At 42.2% G+C, this 21924-nt stretch carries 20 protein-coding genes and 2 riboswitches; all 20 genes read left to right on the top strand.

The features are described 5' to 3' along the window. The 20 genes from araD to H8716_RS02365 all read left to right on the top strand — a co-directional run bounded on the left by araD (window position 1) and on the right by H8716_RS02365 (window position 21918). Window positions 1–705: an L-ribulose-5-phosphate 4-epimerase AraD gene (araD, locus tag H8716_RS02460; RefSeq protein ID WP_249306946.1), complete on the top strand. Its 705-nt coding sequence runs from the start codon at window positions 1–3 to the stop codon at window positions 703–705. Continuing rightward, window positions 686–1306, top strand: a complete 621-nt coding sequence (locus tag H8716_RS02455; protein WP_249306945.1) for a KpsF/GutQ family sugar-phosphate isomerase — start codon at window positions 686–688, stop codon at window positions 1304–1306. Before araD ends, H8716_RS02455 begins: the two co-directional genes overlap by 20 nt. 17 nt (window positions 1307–1323) lie before the next feature. Continuing rightward, the gene (locus H8716_RS02450) at window positions 1324–1977 is read left to right on the top strand and encodes a ribulose-phosphate 3-epimerase (protein ID WP_249306944.1); all 654 of its coding nucleotides are present in this window, start codon (window positions 1324–1326) and stop codon (window positions 1975–1977) included. Window positions 1978–2267: 290 nt separating this feature from the next. After that, the gene (gene cysK / locus H8716_RS02445; RefSeq protein ID WP_249306943.1) at window positions 2268–3200 is read left to right on the top strand and encodes a cysteine synthase A; all 933 of its coding nucleotides are present in this window, start codon (window positions 2268–2270) and stop codon (window positions 3198–3200) included. A gap of 124 nt (window positions 3201–3324) precedes the next feature. Continuing rightward, window positions 3325–3565: riboswitch (cobalamin riboswitch) on the top strand. Window positions 3566–3641: 76 nt separating this feature from the next. Continuing rightward, complete coding sequence (locus tag H8716_RS02440; RefSeq protein ID WP_249306942.1) at window positions 3642–4730, top strand: ABC transporter substrate-binding protein; 1089 nt, start codon at window positions 3642–3644, stop codon at window positions 4728–4730. A 13-nt stretch (window positions 4731–4743) separates the two neighbouring features. Further along, window positions 4744–5829 (top strand): FecCD family ABC transporter permease, encoded by a 1086-nt coding sequence (locus H8716_RS02435; RefSeq protein ID WP_249306941.1) that lies wholly within the window; start codon window positions 4744–4746, stop codon window positions 5827–5829. Beyond that, window positions 5829–6584: an ABC transporter ATP-binding protein gene (locus tag H8716_RS02430; RefSeq protein ID WP_249306940.1), complete on the top strand. Its 756-nt coding sequence runs from the start codon at window positions 5829–5831 to the stop codon at window positions 6582–6584. The genes H8716_RS02435 and H8716_RS02430 overlap by 1 nt, the downstream gene beginning before the upstream one ends. 182 nt (window positions 6585–6766) lie before the next feature. Next, window positions 6767–7207: an RrF2 family transcriptional regulator gene (locus H8716_RS02425; RefSeq protein WP_249306939.1), complete on the top strand. Its 441-nt coding sequence runs from the start codon at window positions 6767–6769 to the stop codon at window positions 7205–7207. Between the two features lie 220 nt (window positions 7208–7427). Continuing rightward, window positions 7428–8774 carry a citrate/2-methylcitrate synthase gene (locus H8716_RS02420; RefSeq protein WP_249306938.1) on the top strand — a complete coding sequence of 449 codons (1347 nt, stop codon included), beginning with the start codon at window positions 7428–7430 and terminating at the stop codon, window positions 8772–8774. Window positions 8775–8857: 83 nt separating this feature from the next. Continuing rightward, entirely contained in the window at window positions 8858–9799 is a 942-nt protein-coding gene (locus H8716_RS02415) for an AAA family ATPase (RefSeq protein WP_249306937.1), read from the top strand. Window positions 9800–9997: 198 nt separating this feature from the next. Then, window positions 9998–11857, top strand: coding sequence for a glucose PTS transporter subunit IIA (locus H8716_RS02410; protein WP_249306936.1), 1860 nt, complete (start codon window positions 9998–10000; stop codon window positions 11855–11857). A gap of 80 nt (window positions 11858–11937) precedes the next feature. After that, on the top strand, window positions 11938–12483 hold the full coding sequence (locus H8716_RS02405) for a biotin transporter BioY (protein WP_249306935.1): 546 nt from the start codon (window positions 11938–11940) through the stop codon (window positions 12481–12483). A gap of 160 nt (window positions 12484–12643) precedes the next feature. Further along, complete coding sequence (locus tag H8716_RS02400) at window positions 12644–13669, top strand: glycerophosphodiester phosphodiesterase family protein (protein ID WP_249306934.1); 1026 nt, start codon at window positions 12644–12646, stop codon at window positions 13667–13669. A 150-nt stretch (window positions 13670–13819) separates the two neighbouring features. Beyond that, window positions 13820–14003: riboswitch (cobalamin riboswitch) on the top strand. A 166-nt stretch (window positions 14004–14169) separates the two neighbouring features. After that, complete coding sequence (locus H8716_RS02395) at window positions 14170–15366, top strand: type 1 periplasmic-binding domain-containing protein (RefSeq protein WP_249306933.1); 1197 nt, start codon at window positions 14170–14172, stop codon at window positions 15364–15366. A 113-nt stretch (window positions 15367–15479) separates the two neighbouring features. Next, complete coding sequence (locus H8716_RS02390; RefSeq protein WP_249306932.1) at window positions 15480–17039, top strand: ABC transporter substrate-binding protein; 1560 nt, start codon at window positions 15480–15482, stop codon at window positions 17037–17039. 17 nt (window positions 17040–17056) lie between these two features. Beyond that, on the top strand, window positions 17057–18004 hold the full coding sequence (nikB, locus tag H8716_RS02385; protein ID WP_408610876.1) for a nickel ABC transporter permease: 948 nt from the start codon (window positions 17057–17059) through the stop codon (window positions 18002–18004). Window positions 18005–18010: 6 nt separating this feature from the next. Beyond that, on the top strand, window positions 18011–18835 hold the full coding sequence (nikC, locus tag H8716_RS02380; protein ID WP_158440231.1) for a nickel transporter permease: 825 nt from the start codon (window positions 18011–18013) through the stop codon (window positions 18833–18835). Window positions 18836–18846: 11 nt separating this feature from the next. Beyond that, on the top strand, window positions 18847–19629 hold the full coding sequence (locus H8716_RS02375) for an ABC transporter ATP-binding protein (RefSeq protein ID WP_249306930.1): 783 nt from the start codon (window positions 18847–18849) through the stop codon (window positions 19627–19629). Continuing rightward, complete coding sequence (locus H8716_RS02370) at window positions 19622–20590, top strand: oligopeptide/dipeptide ABC transporter ATP-binding protein (protein WP_249306929.1); 969 nt, start codon at window positions 19622–19624, stop codon at window positions 20588–20590. The genes H8716_RS02375 and H8716_RS02370 overlap by 8 nt, the downstream gene beginning before the upstream one ends. Further along, window positions 20590–21918, top strand: a complete 1329-nt coding sequence (locus H8716_RS02365; RefSeq protein WP_249306928.1) for an MATE family efflux transporter — start codon at window positions 20590–20592, stop codon at window positions 21916–21918. Before H8716_RS02370 ends, H8716_RS02365 begins: the two co-directional genes overlap by 1 nt. The last annotated feature ends 6 nt before the right edge of the window (window positions 21919–21924 follow it).

Genomic DNA, 21924 nt, shown 5'->3' with positions numbered 1-21924 from the left:
ATGTTAGAGAAATTGAAGCAGGAAGTACTGGAAGCCAATCTGGATCTGGTAACAAAACAGTTGGTGATTTCCACATGGGGAAATGTTTCGGGCTATGATCCGGAGACAGAGCTGGTAGTAATCAAGGCAAGCGGTGTTCATTATGATGTGATGAAGCAGGAGCATATGACGGTAGTAGATCTGGATGGAAAGGTAGTAGAAGGGGAATATGCACCATCCACGGACACTGCAACTCATGTAGCGCTGTATAAGGCATTTGCAAAGTACGGAATCAGGGGAATTGTACATACACACTCCCAGTATGCAACGATGTGGGCGCAGTTTGGTCAGGACATACCTGCTTACGGAACAACGCACTGTGACTATTTTTATGGTGATATTCCATGTACGAGATTGATGACTCCGGAGGAAATTGCCGGAGAATATGAAAAGAATACCGGGGATGTCATTCTGGAAAGATTTGCAGAACTGGATTGCAGAAAAATGAATGCAGTTCTGGTGCACAGTCATGGACCGTTTGTGTGGGGAACTTCACCAAAGGCAGCAGTATTAAACAGCCAGGTATTAGAATATATTTCCAAAATGGCATATTGCAACTATACGATGTCAGACGGAAAGCTTTCCAGAATACAGGAAGAACTGAAAAATAAGCATTATAACAGGAAATTTGGAGAAGACGCATACTATGGACAGGGCAAAAAATAAAACAGGATTTGACAGTGTAAAAACAGTATTACAAAAAGAAGCGGCAGAAATACAGAAACTGGCAGATCATTTGAATCAGGATGATGTGAACCAAATGCTGTTGCTGTTAAATGAATGCAATGGAAAAGTAATTACCTGTGGATGTGGAACTTCCGGGGCTGCAGCAAAAAAAATAGCTCATACGTTGAATTGCATTAACAGACCTGCATTTTTCCTTTCTCCTTCCGATGCATTACATGGCGGTATGGGAGTACTACAGGAAGATGATCTGATCATTTTCTTCTCCAAGGGTGGGCATACAGTGGAACTTGAATTGATGATAGACAGTTGTAAAAAGAAGGGAATTAGAACGGTACTGGTTACGGAGACAGAGGAAAGTAATCTGGCACAGAAAAGTGATTTTTTATTAAAGATAAAGATTGACAGAGAGCCAGATGCCTTTAACATGCTTGCAACTGCAAGCACCCTGGCTGTAATTGCAGTATTTGATGCAATGTCCATTACTCTGGCAAATCATAATGGATATACGAAAGAAGAATTTCTGGTGATCCATCCGGGCGGAGAAGTGGGAGAAAGACTTTTCGCACAGACAGGAAATTAAAGAAGGGAGAGAACAATATGGCAAAATTGTCGCTTTCCCTGTTCGCAGCAGATATTCTGCAAATGAATGAAGATCTGCAGCAGACAAGACGTTCAGGAATTACATCATTGCATGTGGATATTATGGACGGACATTTTGTACCATTATTTGGATTGAATCCAGTCTGGCTGAAACAGATAAAAAAAGTCTATTCCATTGATCAGGATTTCCATTTTATGGCATATATGACAAAAGAAATGCTGGAGCCTTATTTTTCACTGGAACCGGTAGGAATCACCATTCATCTGGAAGCAGGGAAGAAAAAAGAAAATCTGGAAATACTTCAGCAAATAAAAGGAAAAGGTATACGTGCCGGAATTGCCATATCACCGGAAAGTGAATGGGAAGAAATAAAGCCCTATCTGGATGAGGCAGAAGAAATACTGGTAATGAGTACCGTACCAGGAAGAGAAGGATCTGTATTTATAGAGAGTACATACGAAAAGATCAGGTGTATCAAACATCTGATAACAGAACAAAAGAGAAACACAATGTTAAGTGTGGATGGTGGGCTGAATCTGGAAAGAGCATTGGACTGTATCAGAAACGGTGCAGACCGAATCATTATGGGGCGGGCTTTTTTTGGCAGCAGCCAGAAGAAAGAGCTTGTAAAAGAAATCGTGGAGGCATAAATGTCAGGAGACAGAGAAACGCAAAAATCTCTGTCTCCTGGTGGAATAGGTTCGGAAAATGCGGTTAAAGAACCAGAGTGTCTAATGTCAGAATCAAATAATTTCATGTTCATCGTAAAACTCCCTTCATGCATGAAAATTAGGAGAAATATGTTGCGTAAGTTTCCCACTTTTTACTAAAAACCTATTGACATAGTAGGAATATAGTGATACTATGATGCCAAGTTAAGAAACCGAGTAAAACAGGGTGTGAAAAACACCCGGACAAAATAGAAAGCGAGGAGAATGACATGGCAAACATTTACAAAGGAACACTGGATCTCATCGGCAACACACCTCTGGTAGAGGTTACCAATATTGAAAAAGAACTGGGACTGGAAGCAACCGTCCTGGTAAAATTGGAATACCTGAATCCGGCCGGAAGTGTAAAGGACAGAATCGCAAAAGCAATGATCGAAGATGCAGAACAGAAAGGTCTTTTAAAAGAAGGTTCTGTAATTATCGAGCCAACATCCGGTAATACAGGAATTGGTCTTGCATCTATCGCAGCAGCTAAAGGATACCGCATCATCCTGACCATGCCTGAGACTATGAGCGTTGAGCGAAGAAACATTCTGAAAGCATATGGTGCAGAGATTGTTCTGACAGAAGGTGCAAAGGGTATGAAGGGAGCTATTGCCAAGGCAGATGAACTGGCAAAAGAGATTCCGAACAGCTTTATCCCGGGACAGTTCGTGAACCCGGCCAACCCGGCTGTTCATAAAGCAACCACAGGTCCTGAGATCTGGAGAGATACAGATGGAAAAGTAGATATCTTCATCGCAGGTGTAGGTACAGGCGGAACCGTAACAGGAACCGGTGAATATCTGAAGGAGCAGAATCCAGATGTGAAAGTCGTAGCACTGGAGCCGGCAACTTCTCCTGTATTATCAGAAGGCAAAGCAGGCGCACATAAGATTCAGGGCATCGGAGCAGGATTCGTACCGGATGTACTGAATACCAAGGTATACGATGAAGTTTTCAAGGCAGAGAACGAAGACGCTTTTGCAACAGCTAAACTGCTGGCACACAAAGAAGGAATCCTGGTAGGTATTTCATCGGGAGCATCCCTCTATGCAGCTATCCAGTATGCAAAGAAACCGGAAAATAAAGGAAAAGTTATCGTAGCACTGCTTCCGGACAGCGGAGACAGATACTACTCCACACCACTGTTTACAGAGTAATTTTAGAAAAACGTGATATAATAGGTTAAATGAGAAGGCAGTGCCATCAGGAAATTCCTGACAGCATTGCTTTTTTCATTCTTTATTGTATTTAAAAACAGCCTGTGTTAAAATTACTATCAGCGTAATTGAATCACTGTAAGGTGAATAAACTCCGGGCAGAGATCAGGAGTTTTATGAGAGGAAATCAGGTGAAATACCTGAACGGTTGCGGCCACTGTATACAGACTGAGCTTCAGAACAGCCATTGCACAAATGTGTGAGAAGGCGAAGCAGCGCATATAAGAGTACCAAAAGGAGTATGAATTCGGTGAGACATCAAAATGTCTGTAAGTCAGGAAACCTGCCTGTCAGTAAGAGAAGGAGCTTCCGTAAAAAGTATCCCTTTTTTGAAGTTCCGTCTTTTCGGTTACACAAATAAAAACGAAAAGAGGAAAAGAAATGAAGAACAAGTATGTATCCAGAAGAATCATGGCAGTCGTAATGGCAGCCGCAATGACGATGACAGCAGCACCGGCAGCATTTGCAACAGACAGAGCAGATGCTGATACCATCAAAGAAGACAATCTCCCGGCTGCTGATGCAGAAGAAAGCACAGATGCAGCTGAAGCAGCAGGAGAAACTAAGACAGAATATCCTCTGACCATTGCTACCTATGATTATGAAGGAAACGAAATCGAAACCACTTATGAAAAAGCACCGGAAAAAGTACTGGCTGTATATCAGGGAAGTATCGAGACTATGCTGGCTCTCGGACTGGAAGATCACCTTGTAGCAACAGCAGGACTGGACAATGAAGTTCCGGATGATCTGAAAGAGGCCTTTTCCAAGACCGACTATCTTGACGAATTTACCCCATCCCTTGAAACTGTAACAATGTTAGAACCGGATATGATCCTGTCTTGGGGATCTCTGTTTTCAGATAAGAATCTGGGAGATGTCACCAACTGGATTGACAAAGGCTGCAATACCTACTATAACACCAATACCAGACCGGGCAGCAGCAGAACTCTGGAAAATGAATTTACAGATATCCTGAATATCGGGAAGATTTTTGATGTGCAGGACAAAGCAGAGACAATTGTAGATGAAGCAAAGAATGTCATTGATACAACCTTAAGTGCAACCGCAGATATGGAAGAAAAACCAAGTGTACTGATTGTGGAACCACTGGGAGAGGATATCACAAATTACGGTGCTTCCAGTCTGGCAGGAGATATGGCAACACAGCTTGGAGCAACTCTGGCTAATCCGGATGCGGCTACCGTTGGAAAAGAAGACATCATTGCAGCAAACCCAGATGTAATCTTTGTTGTATATATGCCATATGCAGGAGATGATCCACAGACTGTTATGGACAGCCAGCTGTCAGTGATCCAGGATGACGAAGCACTTCAGAGTCTGGATGCAGTAAAGAACGGCCGTGTTTATCCGGTTATGCTCAGTGAAATATATGCAAGTGCAACCCGTACACAGGATGGAATCGAGACTCTGGCAAAAGGCTTATATCCGGATATCACATTGGAATAATTGAGGAAATAAAGTGAAAGAAGAAAATTTACAGGAAAAAAGAAGTAAGATTCTTCGAAAAACTTCCTACATTGCGGTATTTCTGGGCTTACTGGCATTTTTGATTTTTTCTATACTGGCAGCGATCACATTCGGAAATGCAGATCTTTCTCTGAAAGATGTATATAGTGTCATTGCTTACAAATTGTTTCACATCAAAAGACTGTCTGAGTATGCAGAAGGAGCAATTCACGATGTGGTGTGGCTGATTCGTCTGCCAAGAGTGCTTCTGGCTCTTGGCGTCGGAATGGCGCTTTCCGTATGTGGCGTAGTAATGCAGGCTATTGTACAGAATCCGCTGGCAGATCCGTATGTCCTTGGAATCTCATCAGGTGCGTCGCTGGGAGCAACACTTGCCATTATGCTTGGCGTAGGAGGCTTCCTTGGAGGAAATTCCGTAGGGGTTACCGCTTTTGTCGGAGCACTGGTTACATCATTCGCAGTAATTTTCATAGCGAATATGGGGGGAAAGGCAACTTCTGCGAAGTTGATTCTGGCCGGTATGGCAGTTAGTGCCGTATGTTTAGCATTTTCCAATTTTGTGATCTATATCACCAATGATAAATCAGCGGCTACAGAAGTAATGAAATGGAGTATGGGAAGTCTGGCGGGAGCCAGTTGGAACAGAGTAGCTGTTATGCTGCCGATTACCCTGATTGCCACAGGACTGTTCTGGACACAGTACCGGAATCTGAATCTGATGCTGCTGGGAGATGAGGTGTCCATCACACTGGGAACAGATCTTCACAGACTGCGTACTTCTTACCTGATTCTGGCATCCGTAATGATTGGATTTGCGGTATATTGTGCCGGCGTCATTGGCTTCGTCGGTTTGGTGATTCCACATGTGGTACGGATTCTTTTCGGAACAGATCATCGGAAATTACTGCCGCTTAGTGCACTTCTTGGAGCATCGTTTCTGATCTGGTGTGATGTGGCATGCCGTATTGTACTGAAAAACTCTGAGATGCCGATCGGCGTTCTGGTATCAATTATTGGAGCTCCATGCTTTATCTATCTGCTGATACGCAAATCTTATGGATTCGGGGGTGGTAAGTGATGAAGATAACCACAGAAGATATCAGGGTTGCGTTTCATGCAAGGGAGATACTGAAGGGAGTATCCATTGAATCCGAGAATAAGGAACTGGTAGGGATCATCGGACCAAACGGAAGCGGAAAATCCACATTGCTGAAGTGCATTTACCGGATTCTGAAGCCGGATGCAGGATCCGTCTATCTGGACGGGGAAGAACTTCATTCTATGAGTGTCAAAGATTCAGCCAGAAAGATGGCTGTAGTAGCACAGCATAATTATTACAATTTTGATTTTACCGTGCGGGAAGTTGTACTTATGGGGCGTGCACCACACAAGAAGACACTGGAGCGGGATAATGCCAGAGATTATCAGATCGTAGAAGAATCACTGAAGACAGTGCAGATGGAACAATTCGCAGAGAGGACATTTTCAACTTTGTCAGGCGGCGAGCAGCAGAGAGTGATCCTTGCAAGAGCTTTGGCACAACAGACACCGGCACTGATTCTGGATGAACCGACCAACCATCTGGATATTACCCATCAGATTATGCTGATGGAGCTGGTGAAAAAGCTGAATGTTACAGTGATCTCAGCCATCCATGATCTGAATATAGCGGCTGCTTACTGCGACAAGATTTACGTGTTAAAAGAAGGTAATCTGGAAGGATATGGCACACCGCAGGAAGTGCTGACACCGGAACTGATCCGCCGGATCTACAGAGTAGAATCAGAGATCGTATATGACAGCCATGGAAAAATGCACATTTTATTTTTATAAGAGAAATCGTTACGAAGCTGCCAGGAAAATCCGACAAAGAAAGATGTCAAATAGTTTTTGAACTGCCTAATATCCTATTGACCTAGTAGGAAAACATGTTATAATAGAAAAGAAAGGTAACAGCCGGATCAGGAAGGATACTGGACGGTTAAGAACATAGATAGAGAAACGGGGCACAGGTTATGAATTTATCAAGTCGCAGCCGCTATGGCATACGTGCGTTAATGGATCTGGCAGTGAATGCCAGAGAGTCATGTGTACAGCTTGGAGATATTGCAGCGCGTAATGATATCTCTGTAAAATATCTGGAGCAAATCTTTATGGCACTTCGCAAGGGCGGTATGATCCGAAGCATAAAAGGACCACAGGGAGGATATCTGCTGGCGAAGAAACCGGGAGAGATTCTTCTGTCAGAATTGATCCGTCTGTTAGATGGAGATTATCTGCTGGAAAAAGAATTTTTGGGAGATGGAGAGAATTTGGCCTCCAAGGTTATACAGGAAAAGATAATTGATCCTGCGAACTGCTGGGTGAGTGAGTTTCTGGAGCATCTGACGCTGCAGAATCTGGTAGATGCTTACGAGCAGGAACTTTCCAGTTCACAGGATATGTATTACATATAGAATCAGGAAGGTTGCATGACAGATCAGTGACAGCAGGTTCTTTGGAGCCTGCTGTTTTTCTGGTCAGAGGAAAATGAAAAGGGAGTTGTATACATAAGGCAAATACGTGACACATAGTATTTTAAGAATAATTTATATTTTTTTTATTGACCTGAGTACACCCCCAATAATATAATGGTGAGAAAATTAGAAAAACAGTGAATAAGAAGGAGGAGTATGCATGAGACAGATAGAGGAATATACCGCACGGCAGGCAGATGTCTGCAGAGAACACGACAGTATTGACTTAAAGTTGTATTCAGAACTTGGGGTAAAAAAGGGACTGCGAGATGAAAATGGTCATGGGGTTCTGACTGGTCTGACAAATATTTCTTCCGTAAGGGCTTTTGATGTGGTAGACGGGAAGCAGATTCCATGCGATGGTGAGCTGCTGTACCGCGGCATAGATGTACGGGAACTGGCAAGAGAGAGCTTTAGCGAAAAGTACATTTTTGAAGAAGGCGCTTATCTGTTACTGTTTGGAGAGCTTCCTACAGAGGCACAGCTCAAAGAGTTCCGGCAAAATCTGATCGAACAGATGAGTCTTCCGACCAATTTCACCAGAGATGTAATTATGAAGGCACCAAGTGCCGATATTATGAATTCTATGACTCGAAGTATTCTGACACTGGCGTCTTATGATCCGAAGGCAGATGATCTGGAATTATCGAATGTACTTCGGCAGTGCATGATGCTGATCAGTACGTTCCCGATGCTGGCGGTATATGGATATCATGCATACAATCATTATGCCAATGACTCCAGTATGTATATTCACAGACCGGATCCTGAACTTTCTGTAGCAGAGAACTTTTTAAGAATGCTTCGCCCTGATATGTCTTACAGCAAGCTGGAAGCAAGAGTTCTGGATGTGGCACTTTTACTGCATATGGAACATGGTGGTGGTAACAACTCAACATTCACAACAAGAGTTGTAACGTCATCCGGATCTGATACCTATTCGGCAATTGCGGCAGCAATGTCCTCACTGAAGGGCCGTAAGCATGGTGGAGCGAACCTGATGGTTATGAAGATGATGGATGATATCCGTACCCATGTATCAGACTACCGGGATGAAGAAGAGATCGAGAGCTATCTGACGAAGATTCTGCAGAAAGAAGCCTTTGACCGTAAGGGACTGATCTATGGAATGGGACATGCAGTATACTCCTTATCTGATCCAAGAGAAGTAGTATTTAAGGGATTTGTAGAGCAGCTGGCAGAGGAAAAGGGCAGAGATACGGACATGGCACTTTACAATAACATTGAAAAGATTGCACCGAAGATCATTGCTGACAAGAGAAAGATCTATAAAGGTGTCAGCCCGAATGTGGACTTCTACAGTGGCTTTGTATATGAGATGCTGGGAATCCCGAGAGAATTGTATACACCGTTATTTGCTATTGCACGTATTGTTGGCTGGAGTGCACACAGAATCGAAGAACTGGTGACAACAGATAAGATTATCCGTCCTGCGTATAAGTCATTGACTGTGAAGAAAGAATATAAGAGAAGAGAAGACCGCTAATTGGTTGACATCTGTACAGGAAATGTTAAAATAGTGGCAGAGATCAGGTGAAAAGCCTGAAATACCACAACAGGATGGAAAGAATGGAAACTGAGGAAAAGAACATCAGAGCCTATCTGGAAGAGATGCGGATAGGAGAAGAACTGATTTTTGAAGTATTGGATTTTCGTAATACTTATGATATAGATGAGACTGCATTGGATCATGTCAGCAAGCCTGAAGTACTATTTTATGGTAAAGAGATTCTAGAGATGGCCATTGCCGCACTTTTACATGGAGAAAATATATTATTATCTGGAGCAAAGGCAACAGGAAAAAATGTCCTCTGCGAGACACTTGCCTGGGTGTTTGGACGACCATCCTATAATGTTTCCTTTCATGTGAATACAGACAGTGCAGCATTGATAGGTACAGATACTTTTAAAAATAATGAAGTTCAGCTTCGAAAGGGACCTGTTTACGAATGTGCAGAGTACGGCGGTTTTGGTATTCTCGATGAGATTAATATGGCAAAGAATGACGCGGTATCCGTGCTTCATGCCACATTGGATCATCGAAGAAGCATTGATGTACCGGGATATTCCAGAATAGAGCTGCATCCGGCAACACGTTTTATTGGTACGATGAATTACGGTTATGCGGGAACGAAGGAATTGAATGAAGCATTGATTTCCAGATTTATGGTAATTGACATGCCTCCACTGGATCTGGAGACATTGCATATTTTATTGAATCAGTATTTTCCGGATGCGAAAAGAGAAGCCGTTGAACAGTTTGCAGGGTTGTTTCAGGATCTTCAGACCAAGGCATCCAATGGAGAAATTTCCACAAAATCTCTGGACTTTCGTGGACTGGTTGGTGCAATCAGGACGATGCGTTCCGGTCTGGCTCCTTTGCAGGCAATTCAGATGGGAATTGTGAACAAGAGCTTTGACATATTTGAAAAAGAGATGATTGAAGATGCGGTACTGACACGAATCCCGGAAAACTGGACAAAGAAAGATATATTTGAAATAACAGAATAAAAAGATTTACGAAAGACTGAGGTTGTAAGGATAACAGTGGATGAGACTGTCCGTGCCTTAGTCTTTTTTTGTTTTATCTCAGATGAGGACCTGAAAATGGGGATTCAGGAACAACGGGACAAGACAGTGGGAAGATATAGAATGGTTGACAAGGTATGATACAATGGGTGTGGAAGAAACGAAAGAGAAGAGGATGAAATGGCACTAAATTACAGAGAATGTGCAGGCAATATATATAATGCGCTTGGGAAAAATGAGAATCTGATCCGGGCAGAACATTGTGCGACCAGATTAAGAGTTATCGTCAAAGACATGGGGGATGTCAATGTAGAAAAACTGGAGGAGACAGAAGGAGTACAGGGAGTCGTAAAGGGAAACGACCAACTGCAGATTATTATTGGTGCAGGTACAGTAAATAAGGTATATCATGAGTTTCGAAGAATTGCCAGACTGACAGAATATACAGAACGTAAAGAAGAACGGAGAAAAAGTATTTCTGAGTTGCCGGGAAGGATGATCCGGGTAGTTGGAAATGTATTCATTCCCATACTTCCGGCAGTGATTACAGCAGGACTTTTGATGGGAATCATTGAGGCAATCGGAAAGTGTGCTCCGGGATTTGCAAAAAGTGATTTGTATAACTGGATAGAGCTGGTGGCTAATACCGGGATTACGTATCTTCCGGTGCTGGTAGCAATAAGTGCAACCAGGCTTTTTGGAGGTAATCTATACCTTGGCGGAGTGATAGGACTTTTACTGATGCATAAGAGTCTTCTGACTTCCTGGTCAGCGGCTGCGACTCCGGCGATGGTAAATTACTGGGATGTGCTGGGAGTTCATATTCGTCGTGTGAATTATCAGGGACATGTCATACCGGTCATTATCGGTATTTGGGTAATGTGCAAGATTGAAAAATGGATGCATCAGCATATGCCGGAAATGATGGATTTGTTTATTACACCACTGGTTACGATTTTGGTGACAGCATTTCTGACCATGGGTATGATAGGACCAGTTTTTGTGAAAATGGAAAACTGGATTCTGGATATCACAAGATTTACTTTGCGTCTTCCTCTGGGAATCGGAGCATTTTTGTGTGGGGCAGCGTATCCATTGACTGTGATTTTCGGAACCCACCATATGTTTAGCGTGCTGGAAACCGGTATGTTGGCAGAGAATGGGAAAAATATCTGGATTGCAGTATCCAGTTCTTCTAATTTTGCCATGAGTATGGCGTGTCTGGCTGTTTTTTTCAGAGCAAAGAATAAAAAGACAAAAGCAGTAGCACTTCCGGCCAGTATGTCAGCAGCGCTTGGCATTACGGAACCGGCAATATTCGGAATTAATTTACGGTATATAAGGCCTCTGGTATGCGGTATGATTGGTGCAGCCTTTGGAGCAGCGGCAGGTGCCATGATGGGGGTTTATGCGACTACTTATGGTGTGACAGGCTTACTGGGATTTCTGATCACGATGGATTGTACCAGAGAATATTGCCTGATGCTGCTGATAGCAGGTGGTACGGCATTTATACTGACCGGTATATTCTGGAAACAAACGGTTCCTTCCGAAGAAGAAAGGAATATGATATATGCACCGGTTTCCGGTGAAGTGATTTCTCAGGAGCAGATCCCGGATGAAACATTTGCCATGGGATTACTTGGGAAAGGGGTAGGAATTTTACCTTCTCAGAAAGAAATTCTGGCACCATTTGATGGCACGGTAATTATGACAACACAGACTGGACATGCGGTGGCTGTGAAAAATGCGCAAGGCGTTAAACTTATGATTCATGTGGGCATAGATACGGTAGAATTGGAAGGCAATGGATTTCAGCTTCATGTAACAGATGGAGAACTGGTAAAAAAAGGACAGAAGCTGATGACGGTAGATCTGAAATTACTAAAAGAGAAAGGGTATAATTCTGTGACATCGATTTTTGTGACCAACACAAAAGAGATGAAAGAAGTTATTCCGATTGCAAAAGAGAAAATAAAAGCAGGGGAGCCTCTGATTCGAGTAGAAAGCAATGTTAACCAATTAAATAAAAAAGGTTGACAAATAAAAAGAATATGCTTATACTATTGTCAACTTGAGCAAAAAAAGAGTTAACAACAGAAGACGAGGAGTAAGTGAAAATGAAAACACAGAGTTCAATTCAAAAAGTCGTAATGACAGGTATGCTGGCTGCGGTGATGGCAGTCATGTCTCAGATCCAGTTCCCATTGCCGTCAGGAGTACCGGTAACAATGCAGACATTTGCTATGGCATTGGCTGGCTATATTTTAGGATGGAAATACGGACTGGCTTCTACAGCGGTTTATATTTTACTTGGAGCAGTAGGCGTTCCGGTATTTGCAGGATTCTCCGGAGGTCTCAGCTTTGCTGTCAGCCCGGCAGGCGGTTATATCTGGGGATTCCTTCCGATGGTTGCATTATGTGGACTGGGATATGAAAAGAGAACCATGCCGGCACTGATCGGTCTGTCTGTAGCAGGACTGGCATGCTGTCATATCTTGGGAGTGATCCAGCTGGCTATTGTGACAGGACTTGGCCCATGGGCAGCATTCCTGGCAGGTTCTGCACCATATCTTGTAAAGGATCTGGTATCTCTGGCAGCAGCTTATGCAGTAGCAAAAGCAGTACGCAAGGCACTGACCAGTGCAGGAGCACAGATGGCCTGAGTGGTTGAAATGATATAGAATGATAATACAGAGCAGTAAAAAGTATAGATTTATACTTGCACTGCTCTGTTTTTATGTTATGATTAAAAAAGTATGCTGTGGAAAGGGAGAAAGCAGCAGATAATACAGCAGGCAGGAAGCTGCCAGATAAGGGGGAAAAATGAAACAGGGAAGAAGAATGCTATTGTTATTGCTGTTGATGTTGCTGTGTGCCGGATCGAAGGACTGTATGGCAGCAAAGAAGCCAGAGTTGTCATCCAGACAGTATCTGCTGCAGATGGGGAAGTCTGTCAGATTGAGATTAAAGGGGGACAGAGCCATACAGTGGAAAACATCAAACCCGGCGGTTGCAACGGTGCAGAATGGAAAAATAAATACAAACAGCTGTGGAACAGCATGGATTACCTGCATGGGCAAGAACAAAAAAACATATAGCTGTCTGATACGTGTAGTCGGACAAAAGAAAACGAAAGAGAAACAGACATACCGGGTAGCACACAGGGGATACAGTTCCAGGGCACCAGAAAATACTATGGCATCATTTTTACGGGCAGCAGATAAAGGATATCAGTATATTGAATGTGATATTCAATTTACGAAAGATAATGTACCGGTGATTTTGCATGATGCGCGGGTAGATCGTACTTCAAATGGGCATGGGAGAGCAGATAAATATACCTATGCACAGCTTCGGAAACTGGATGCCGGATCATGGAAGTCATCAAAGTATGCAGGGGAAAAGATACCAAGCTTACAAGAAGTGTTGAGATATTGTGTACAGAAGGATGTGATACCGTATCTGGAACTGAAGAATGGAAGCGGGTTGACAAAAGCAAAGTTTCGCAAGGTTTATAAAATGGTGCAGGAATCAGGATTGCAGAATCGTGTAGTGTGGATCTCTTTTAACTTTCAATATCTGAAATGGGTGAAAGAAATGGATCCAGTCGCAGAAATCGGCTATATTCCTAAATCAGAGTCAGTGGAAGCCATGGTTCAAAAGGCAGAGAAACTGAAAAGTGGAAAAAACCGCGTATTTTTGTGCATAAAAAGGGCAAAAGTGAGTGCCAAAATATTGGAATTATGCAAACAAAAAGGAATAGGAGTATCAGTCAGAGGTATCAACAGTGAGAAAACCTGGAAAGGGCTGGATGCATATTGTATGTCAGCAATTGGAAACGGTTTTTAAAAAAGGATTCCCACAATCATTTTGACGAAGCCTTTTTTCGCGCTATTCGCAAAAAATACGGTTCTGTAGTATGATTTGAACTGTTATAAAGAGAAGACATTTTTTATAAATACTATTGACAGTTGTTTCATGAACCATTATATTAAAAATAATTAGATATTTGACGTATGTTCTTGCCAAAAGCAAGATGAAAAGGGAAAACGGTGTAAATCCGGTACGGTCCCGCCACTGTAAGAGGGAGTCGATTATCATAAGGTCACTGCAGATAATTGTGGGAAGACGATAGCAGATGTAGAACTCAAGTCAGGAGACCTGCATACGTTAGGAAATTGGTTACTTCTTACGGTGTATAAGAGAACAATATAGTATGTTTTACAGCGCACCCTAAAAGCAATAAAAGGGTGTTTTTTTTATTTAATTCAATTCATATGATATTGCATTTTTATTATGCGTCAGGAAGAAAAAGTGGAAATATTTTGTAATATGGGGGGCAGTTTGATATGAAAAAATGGTTAACTATGATAGCTGGAGTGATAATGCTTATTTGTATTAGTGTTACGGTTCTGGCTTCAGACACTTCAGAAACAGCAAACACAGTGATCGGTGTTTCTGTGTATAATCTTAACGATGCAGAAGTAAGAGCATTTCGAAATTATCTGGAAAACTACATTGGCATCACGTTTAATGTAGATTTTATCTATTCAACAGGAATCCTCAGTGCAGAAGATGAAATTGCATTTATAGAAGAATTGCATGAAAAGGGAGTAAAGGGAATCATTTCGTTCCTTTCTACTGATCTGGAACAGGTACTTCCGGTTTGTGAAGAATATGGGATGTACTATGTCCGTGGTTCAGGAACCATCAACAACGAAATGTTTGAAAAAGTAAAAAATAATCCATATTTTTTGGGAGTGATTGGTCCTTCAGCAGAAGAAGAACAGAAAGCAGCAGAAGATATGGCACAGTACTTTGCTTCAGAAGATACCGAAAGGAAAAATCAGTATATCATTACCAGTGGCGGTGCCGGAGTAAATAATGAAATGCACAGGCTGAGAACTGCAGGTATTTTGAATCAGCTTCAGAAAAGCTATGATTTGTCTTATGAAAAACCGGTAGAAGAACTGGTACTGGCAACAGATACAGAAAAAATCGAAACAGGAACAGATATACAGATTACCATTGTTCCGGGCTATCCAAGTGTAGAGAATTTGAATGAAAATTTGCGAAAAGTCCTGGATGACGGAGAAAACAATGTCATTCTCAGCGTACTGAGTGTGAATAGCTTCATGGATGCCATAAGTGCATGTGAACAGGAGAAAAAAGAAGACATTCAGGTGGGAGCCATTGACTGTTTTACAGAGGAGAACTATGAACTGTTTCACACAAAAGGATATGACGGCAAAGAAAACCTGGATTACCTGGTTGGTAAATACGGAGCAATCGTGGCACCTGCTTTTGTAGCTATGGAAAATGCTTATGAGGGGTATGCCGGGGATTATCGGGAAAATGGCAGTGCTTTTCAACTGCAGCAATCCTTCTGGACAGCAACATCTCCGAAAGAGTTTGACAGCCAGTATGCGTTGTCTATAGGTATGTATGATAATACATATAGTGCCCAGAGCATGATGAAGGTTATGAAGGCTTATGAACCATCAGCAGACTTTGACTCATTTAAAGCGTTTACAGAAAAATTATGAAATAGATAAATTCAGTTCCATATGAATTAGAATCAGTATGAAAAGATAGAGATGTGAAAACACCGATATCATCATAATAATTCAACAAAAAGATAAGGAGAAGGAGAAAGAAAATGAAAAACAAAAAGAGAGAAGCTATGATGATTGCAGCTGCAACAGCAGCCTTGCTGGCTATGGGAATTACCGCAAATGCAGAAGATAAGGTATTGAACTTTGGATGTGCCATGTATACAGATGGTGTAGTAAATAGTGCCATGGATGAAAATGGTGGATGGAATGCCATGAGATACGGAATTGCGGAAACACTGTTTAAATTTGATGACAACATGGAAGTAACACCATGGCTGGCTGAAAGTTACGAAGTAAATGATGAACATACAGAGTGGACGATTAAGCTGAAAGATGGTATCAAGTTTTCTGATGGCTGTGATCTGACTCCATCCAAAGTAAAAGCATACTTTGATCATATGAAAGAAGTCGGACCTTCCGGATCCGCAAAACCAGAAAAATATCTGGAATTTGAAGCAGAAGTAACTGCTGATGATGAAGCAAATACCATTTTCATTAAAACAAGTAAACCATATGCAAACCTGATGGGGCAGCTTTGCCATCCGACCATGGGTATCACAGACGTAGAGCATATCGAGAACTTCGATAATGGAATTATCGGTACCGGTCCTTACAAAATCGAAAAGTTTAATGGAGTCGGTGTTGGATATGAATTGGCTGCCAATGAATATTATCGTGAAGATGTACCTTATGACAAAGTAAATCTGATGTTTATGGGAGATAATTCTGCAAAGGCAATGGCACTTCAGAGTGGACAGGTAGACCTGGTAGAAAATATTACGAACGTAGCAGATATTCAGAGCTTTCAGGAAAACGATGCGTATACAGTAGATATTGCATCTGGTGTGCGCTGCGGATTTTCATGGATGAACTTTAACGGAGTGCTGGGCAACAAAACACTGCGTCAGGCGATACTGATGGCAATTGACAATGACACAATTTGTAACTCCAAGACAATTGGCGGACTTTATACTCCAGGTTTCTCAGTTCTGCCATCTACACTGAACTATGGTTATGATGAACTGGTAAATCCATATACCTATGATCCGGAAAAGGCAAAACAGATCCTGGATGAAGCAGGAATCGTGGATACAGATGGAGATGGAATCCGTGAACTGGATGGTCAGAACATCAATCTGAGATATATTTCTTACGAAAACCGTCTGCTGAATGATTTCTCAGATGCTCATGCACAGTATCTGGCAGAAATTGGTATCGGTGTGGTTCCGGAATACGGCAGCTCTGATGATCAGTGGAGCAAACTGGCAGCTTTGGATTATGATTTCAATAATAATAACTGGATTACAGTTGGTACCGGAGATCCTCTGGCATATATGGCGAACTGGGCAACGGATACATCTTACTGTGCATACTCAAATCCGGAATATGACGAATTATATAAGGAATTACAGAGTGAAATGGATCCTGATAAGAGAAAAGATATCATTTTCCAGATGCAGCAGATCCTGATCGATGATGCAGCTGTTTTGGTTGACGGATACTATAACTCATCTATGATTTATAACAACGCAAAAGTCGGATCAGCACATATCCACACAGCAGATTACTACTGGCTGTCTACTGAAATTGTACCGGCTGAATAACAGTAAAGCAAAAAGGAGTGTTCATTTTGAGCAAAAAACAAATAGCAAAACGTCTTTTGCAGATTATAATTGTATTGCTGGGAATCAGTTTTATTACATTTGCATTGACGTTCATGTCACCGGGTGATCCTGTGCGTAACATGTATACGGCAACCGGCGTGATGCCATCAGAAGAGATGATTCAGGAGACAAGAGAGGAAATGGGATTAAACGATCCATTTCTGCAGCAGTATACCAGATGGCTTGGAAATTGCCTGAAGGGAGATTTTGGAAAATCCTACAGTCTGAACAGACCGGTAACAGAACTGCTGGCAGAAAGACTCTGGCCGACCCTGAAACTGACATTGATGTCTATGGTCATGATGTTGATTCTGTCCGTGCCACTGGGAATGTTATCTGCACTCTATAAAGATAAATGGATTGATTATCTTGTCCGTGGAATTACATTTCTGGGGTGCGCTATGCCAAACTTTTGGGTAGGCTTATTATTGATTCTGGCATTTTGTGTATACATCCATGCATTTCCGGTAATCAGTTCAGCAGGAGACTTTAAGAGCTTATTTCTTCCTGCGCTGACACTGGCAATTGCAATGTCGTCCAAGTATACAAGACAGGTTCGAACAGCAGTACTGGACGAATTAAGTCAGGATTATGTTATCGGTGCAGAAGCCAGAGGTGTAAAAAGATCTAAAATTATCTGGCAGAATGTTTTTCCGAACTCCTTACTTCCACTGATTACCATGTTTGGTCTTTCCATTGGTTCCCTCCTTGGGGGAACCAGTGTAGTAGAAGTCATCTTTTCTTACCCGGGACTGGGAAATCTGGCAGTTTCAGCAATCACATCCAGTGATTATAATCTGATTCAGGGATATGTATTATGGCTTGCACTGATCTACATGGTAATTAATCTGATTGTAGATGCATCTTATGTGTACATTGATCCTCGTATGCGTTTAAAGGAGTAGAGAACTATGAAGAAAAACAGATTTTTACAGAATAAAACGTTTGTCGTGTTTTCTATTCTTGCACTGCTTATTATTCTGGCAGCAATATTTGCCCCTGTTGTAACAGGTGGTGTGGATCCGTTGAAAGGATCTCTGGTAGATGCATTGCTTCCGCCGAGTAAAGAGCACATTTTTGGAACAGATAAGATGGGGCGCGACATTTTTACAAGAGTGATTTATGGTGCCCGTGCATCTTTGACAGCCACATTTGGTGTAGTTGCGTTAATTTTTCTGGTTGGAACAGTAACAGGTGTTATTTCTGGCTATTTTGGAGGAATCGTGGATGCTGTAATCATGCGAATTGCAGACATGATGCTTGCTTTCCCTGGACTGGTACTTGCCCTTGCGGTTGCCGGTATTATGGGGGCCAGTATCAAAAATGCGATTATTGCAATTGTAGTAGTGAGCTGGACCAAATATGCCCGTCTGGCACGAAGCCTGGTTTTAAAGATTCGTGACCGCGATTATGTATCTGCTGCAATCGTAACAGGTTCTAAGACTCCGTATATGCTGCTTCGCTATATGCTTCCGAATGCATTGCCAACTTTGATTATTACAGCAGCGACAGATGTGGGATCTATGATGCTGGAGCTGGCAGCAATGTCCTTTCTGGGATTTGGTGCGAAGCCTCCTGCACCGGAATGGGGCTATATGCTGAATGAGGGAAGAGCCTGTATGCAGTCAGCACCATGGCTGATGATCTTTCCGGGACTTGCAATTTTTATCGTCGTTGTTGTATTCAATATGCTTGGAGATTCCATCAGGGATATCCTGGATCCAAAGAGTGAATAGGAGGTAGAACGATGCTTGAATTAAAAGATGTGACCATCTCCTATAAAAACGTCCCGACGGTTCAGCATTTTAATATGAGTATGAAACAGGGACAGATTATTTCGCTGGTAGGAGAATCCGGAAGCGGAAAAACCACGGTGATCCGCGCAATTTTGGGTCTGCTTCCTGGTGGCGGAAAAGTAACAGCAGGACAGATCACCCTTGAGGGAGAGGATCTTCTGGCTTACAATTCTGAAAAATGGAGAAAACTGCGCGGTACAGATATTTCTATGATTTTTCAGGATAGTGGTGCCATGATGAACCCTACGAAAAAGATTGGAAGTGTATTTACAGAATACATTCTGACACATGAAAAGATTTCCAAAAAGGAAGCATGGAACAAAGGAATTATGATGCTGGAGCGTATGAGACTTCCGGCAGCAGATAATATTATGAATTCTTATCCGTTTCAGTTGTCCGGCGGTATGAGACAGCGTGTTGGAATTGCTATGGGGATGACTTATCAGCCCAAACTGTTACTGGCAGATGAACCGACTTCGGCACTGGATGTGACGACGCAGGCTCAGATTGTGCGTCAGATGATGCAGCTGCGAGATGATTACAATACCAGTATTATTGTGGTGACACATAATCTTGGTGTGGCTGCATATATGTCGGATTATATCATTGTTATGAAAAAGGGAATAATAGAAGATCAGGGAACAAGAGCGTATATTCTGAAGGAATCCCAAAACGAATATACCAGAAAGCTTCTGGATGCTGTTCCGTCTCTTGGAGGTGAACGTTATGTCTGAAAAAAGAGAAGTAATATTGGAAGCAAAGCATATAACCAGAAAATTTCCGGCTTCCCATGGAAGGACGCTGCTGGCAAATGATGATATCAATCTGAAGATGTATAAAGGAGAAACGCTTGGCCTTGTGGGAGAATCCGGATGTGGAAAAAGTACGTTTATGAGATTTCTGGTTTCTTTAGATAAGCCGTCGGAAGGAGAAATTCTTTATCGCGGCACAGATATTACAAAGTTACATGGAGAGGAACTTCGTCAGAGCCGCCAGAATATACAGATGGTATTTCAGGATCCTACGTTATCATTTAATCCCAAGATGATCATCCGGGATATTGTATGTGAACCATTGATGAACTTTAAGAGAATCAAAAAATCTGAAAAAGATGCAGTGTGCAGAAAGCTTCTGGAAATGGTAGAACTTCCGGAAGATTTTGCGGATCGATATCCTCATAATATGAGCGGCGGACAAAGACAGCGTGTTGCCATTGCAAGAGCGCTGGCTCTGGAACCTGAAATTGTGGTGTTGGATGAAGCAACTTCGGCACTGGATGTATCTGTTCAGAAGACAGTCATTGAACTGATTACCAAACTTCAGAGAGAAAAGAATATTACGTTTGGATTTATTTGTCATGATATTGCATTGGTTCAGCAGGTTGCCCATCAGATCGCAGTCATGTATCTGGGAAATCTGGTAGAAACGCTTCCGGGTGCAGAATTATCTTCCAAAGCCATGCATCCCTATACAAAAGCATTAATGGGCGCAGTATTTGATATTCATATGGATTTTTCAAAACCAATTGAAAGTATCGAAAGTGAAGCACCAAGTCCGTTAGATTTACCGAAAGGATGTCCATTCCAGGGAAGATGCGAACAATGTATGGATATCTGTAAAAAGGAAAAACCTCAGATGACAGAAGTAGAGCCGGGACACCAGGTAGCCTGTCATCTCTATGGCGGAAAGAAGTAATGAAGAATACGAATTTAACCGAAGGAAGTATTGCAAAAGGATTTATCGTATTCGCCTTGCCACTGTTTTTGGGCAGTCTGTTCCAGCAATTATACGGCACCGTTGATTTGATTTTTGTGGGAAATTATATGGGAAAAACAGAGGCTGCAGCAGTGGGGGCAAGTGGAATTCTTGTAACCTGCCTGATCGGTCTCTTCACCGGTATATCTGTCGGTGCAGGCGTAATAACAGCTCAGTATTGGGGCGCAAAGAATAAAGAAAATGTGCAAAAAAGCATGGAGAATGCATTATTTCTGGCAATATCCGGAGGAATTCTTTTGATGGCAGCAGGTCAGCTGCTGGCAGACTGGGCCCTTCGAGCTTTGAATACGCCGGCATCAATACTGGCGCAGGCGCTGGTGTACATTCGGATTTATCTGTTGGCAATTATGTCTATGATTATTTATAATATGTGCGCCGGAATTTTAAGGGCCATGGGAGATTCCAGAACACCGTTTCTGGTATTGGCTGCCGGTGGCTTTTTAAATGTATGCATGGACTGGTGCTTTATCGCAATGCTTGGCTGGGGTGTAGCAGGTGCAGCTCTGGCAACTGTCGTATCACAGACTTTTACGGCAATATTTTTAATGGTATATATTTCCCAAAAAGAAAATTTACTGAGACAGAGATGGAAGATAGAAAGAAAAATGAGCGGAAAGATTATAAAAATCGGAATTCCGCTGGGAATACAGGCTATGATTCTTACATTGTCCAATCTGGTAGTGCAGTACTATATCAATGGATTTGGAGAGGACGCAGTAGCAGCATTTACGGTCTACTTCCGTGTGGAAACCATACTGTATCTTCCGATTGTTGCCTTTGGACAGAGTATTGTAACCTTCGTCGGACAGAATTACGGAGCTGGAAAATATGAGAGAATCAAGAAAAGTGCGATTGTGTGTAATGTAATTTCTGCATCTGTCATAATGGTACTTTCAGCTGTCATTCTGATGTTTGGAAGAACGATTTTGGGTATTTTCTGTCGGGATGAAAATGTAATCCGTCTGGGATTGCAGATCATAGGTGTATCTTTCCCGTTTTATTTCATCTATTCGATTATGGAAGTAACAGGTGGACTGGTAAGAGGTCTGGGAAAAACAATTCAGTCTATGATAATTGTAATTGTGACACTTTGCATTTGCAGAATTGGAATCTTGAAATTATTTGTAGATCAGTTTCATAGTCTGCGGATGGTGGCAGCAGTATATCCTATCACCTGGTCTCTGGCTATGATCGCATTTATTATTTGTTTTGTGGATGTAAGCAAGAAAATGTTAAAGCAACAGTAAGAAAAA

Origin of the sequence: Jingyaoa shaoxingensis (assembly GCF_014385005.1) — a bacterium.
In the GTDB taxonomy this organism is placed as follows: domain Bacteria; phylum Bacillota; class Clostridia; order Lachnospirales; family Lachnospiraceae; genus Marvinbryantia; species Marvinbryantia shaoxingensis.
This window is presented reverse-complemented; position numbering and strand designations above follow the sequence as displayed.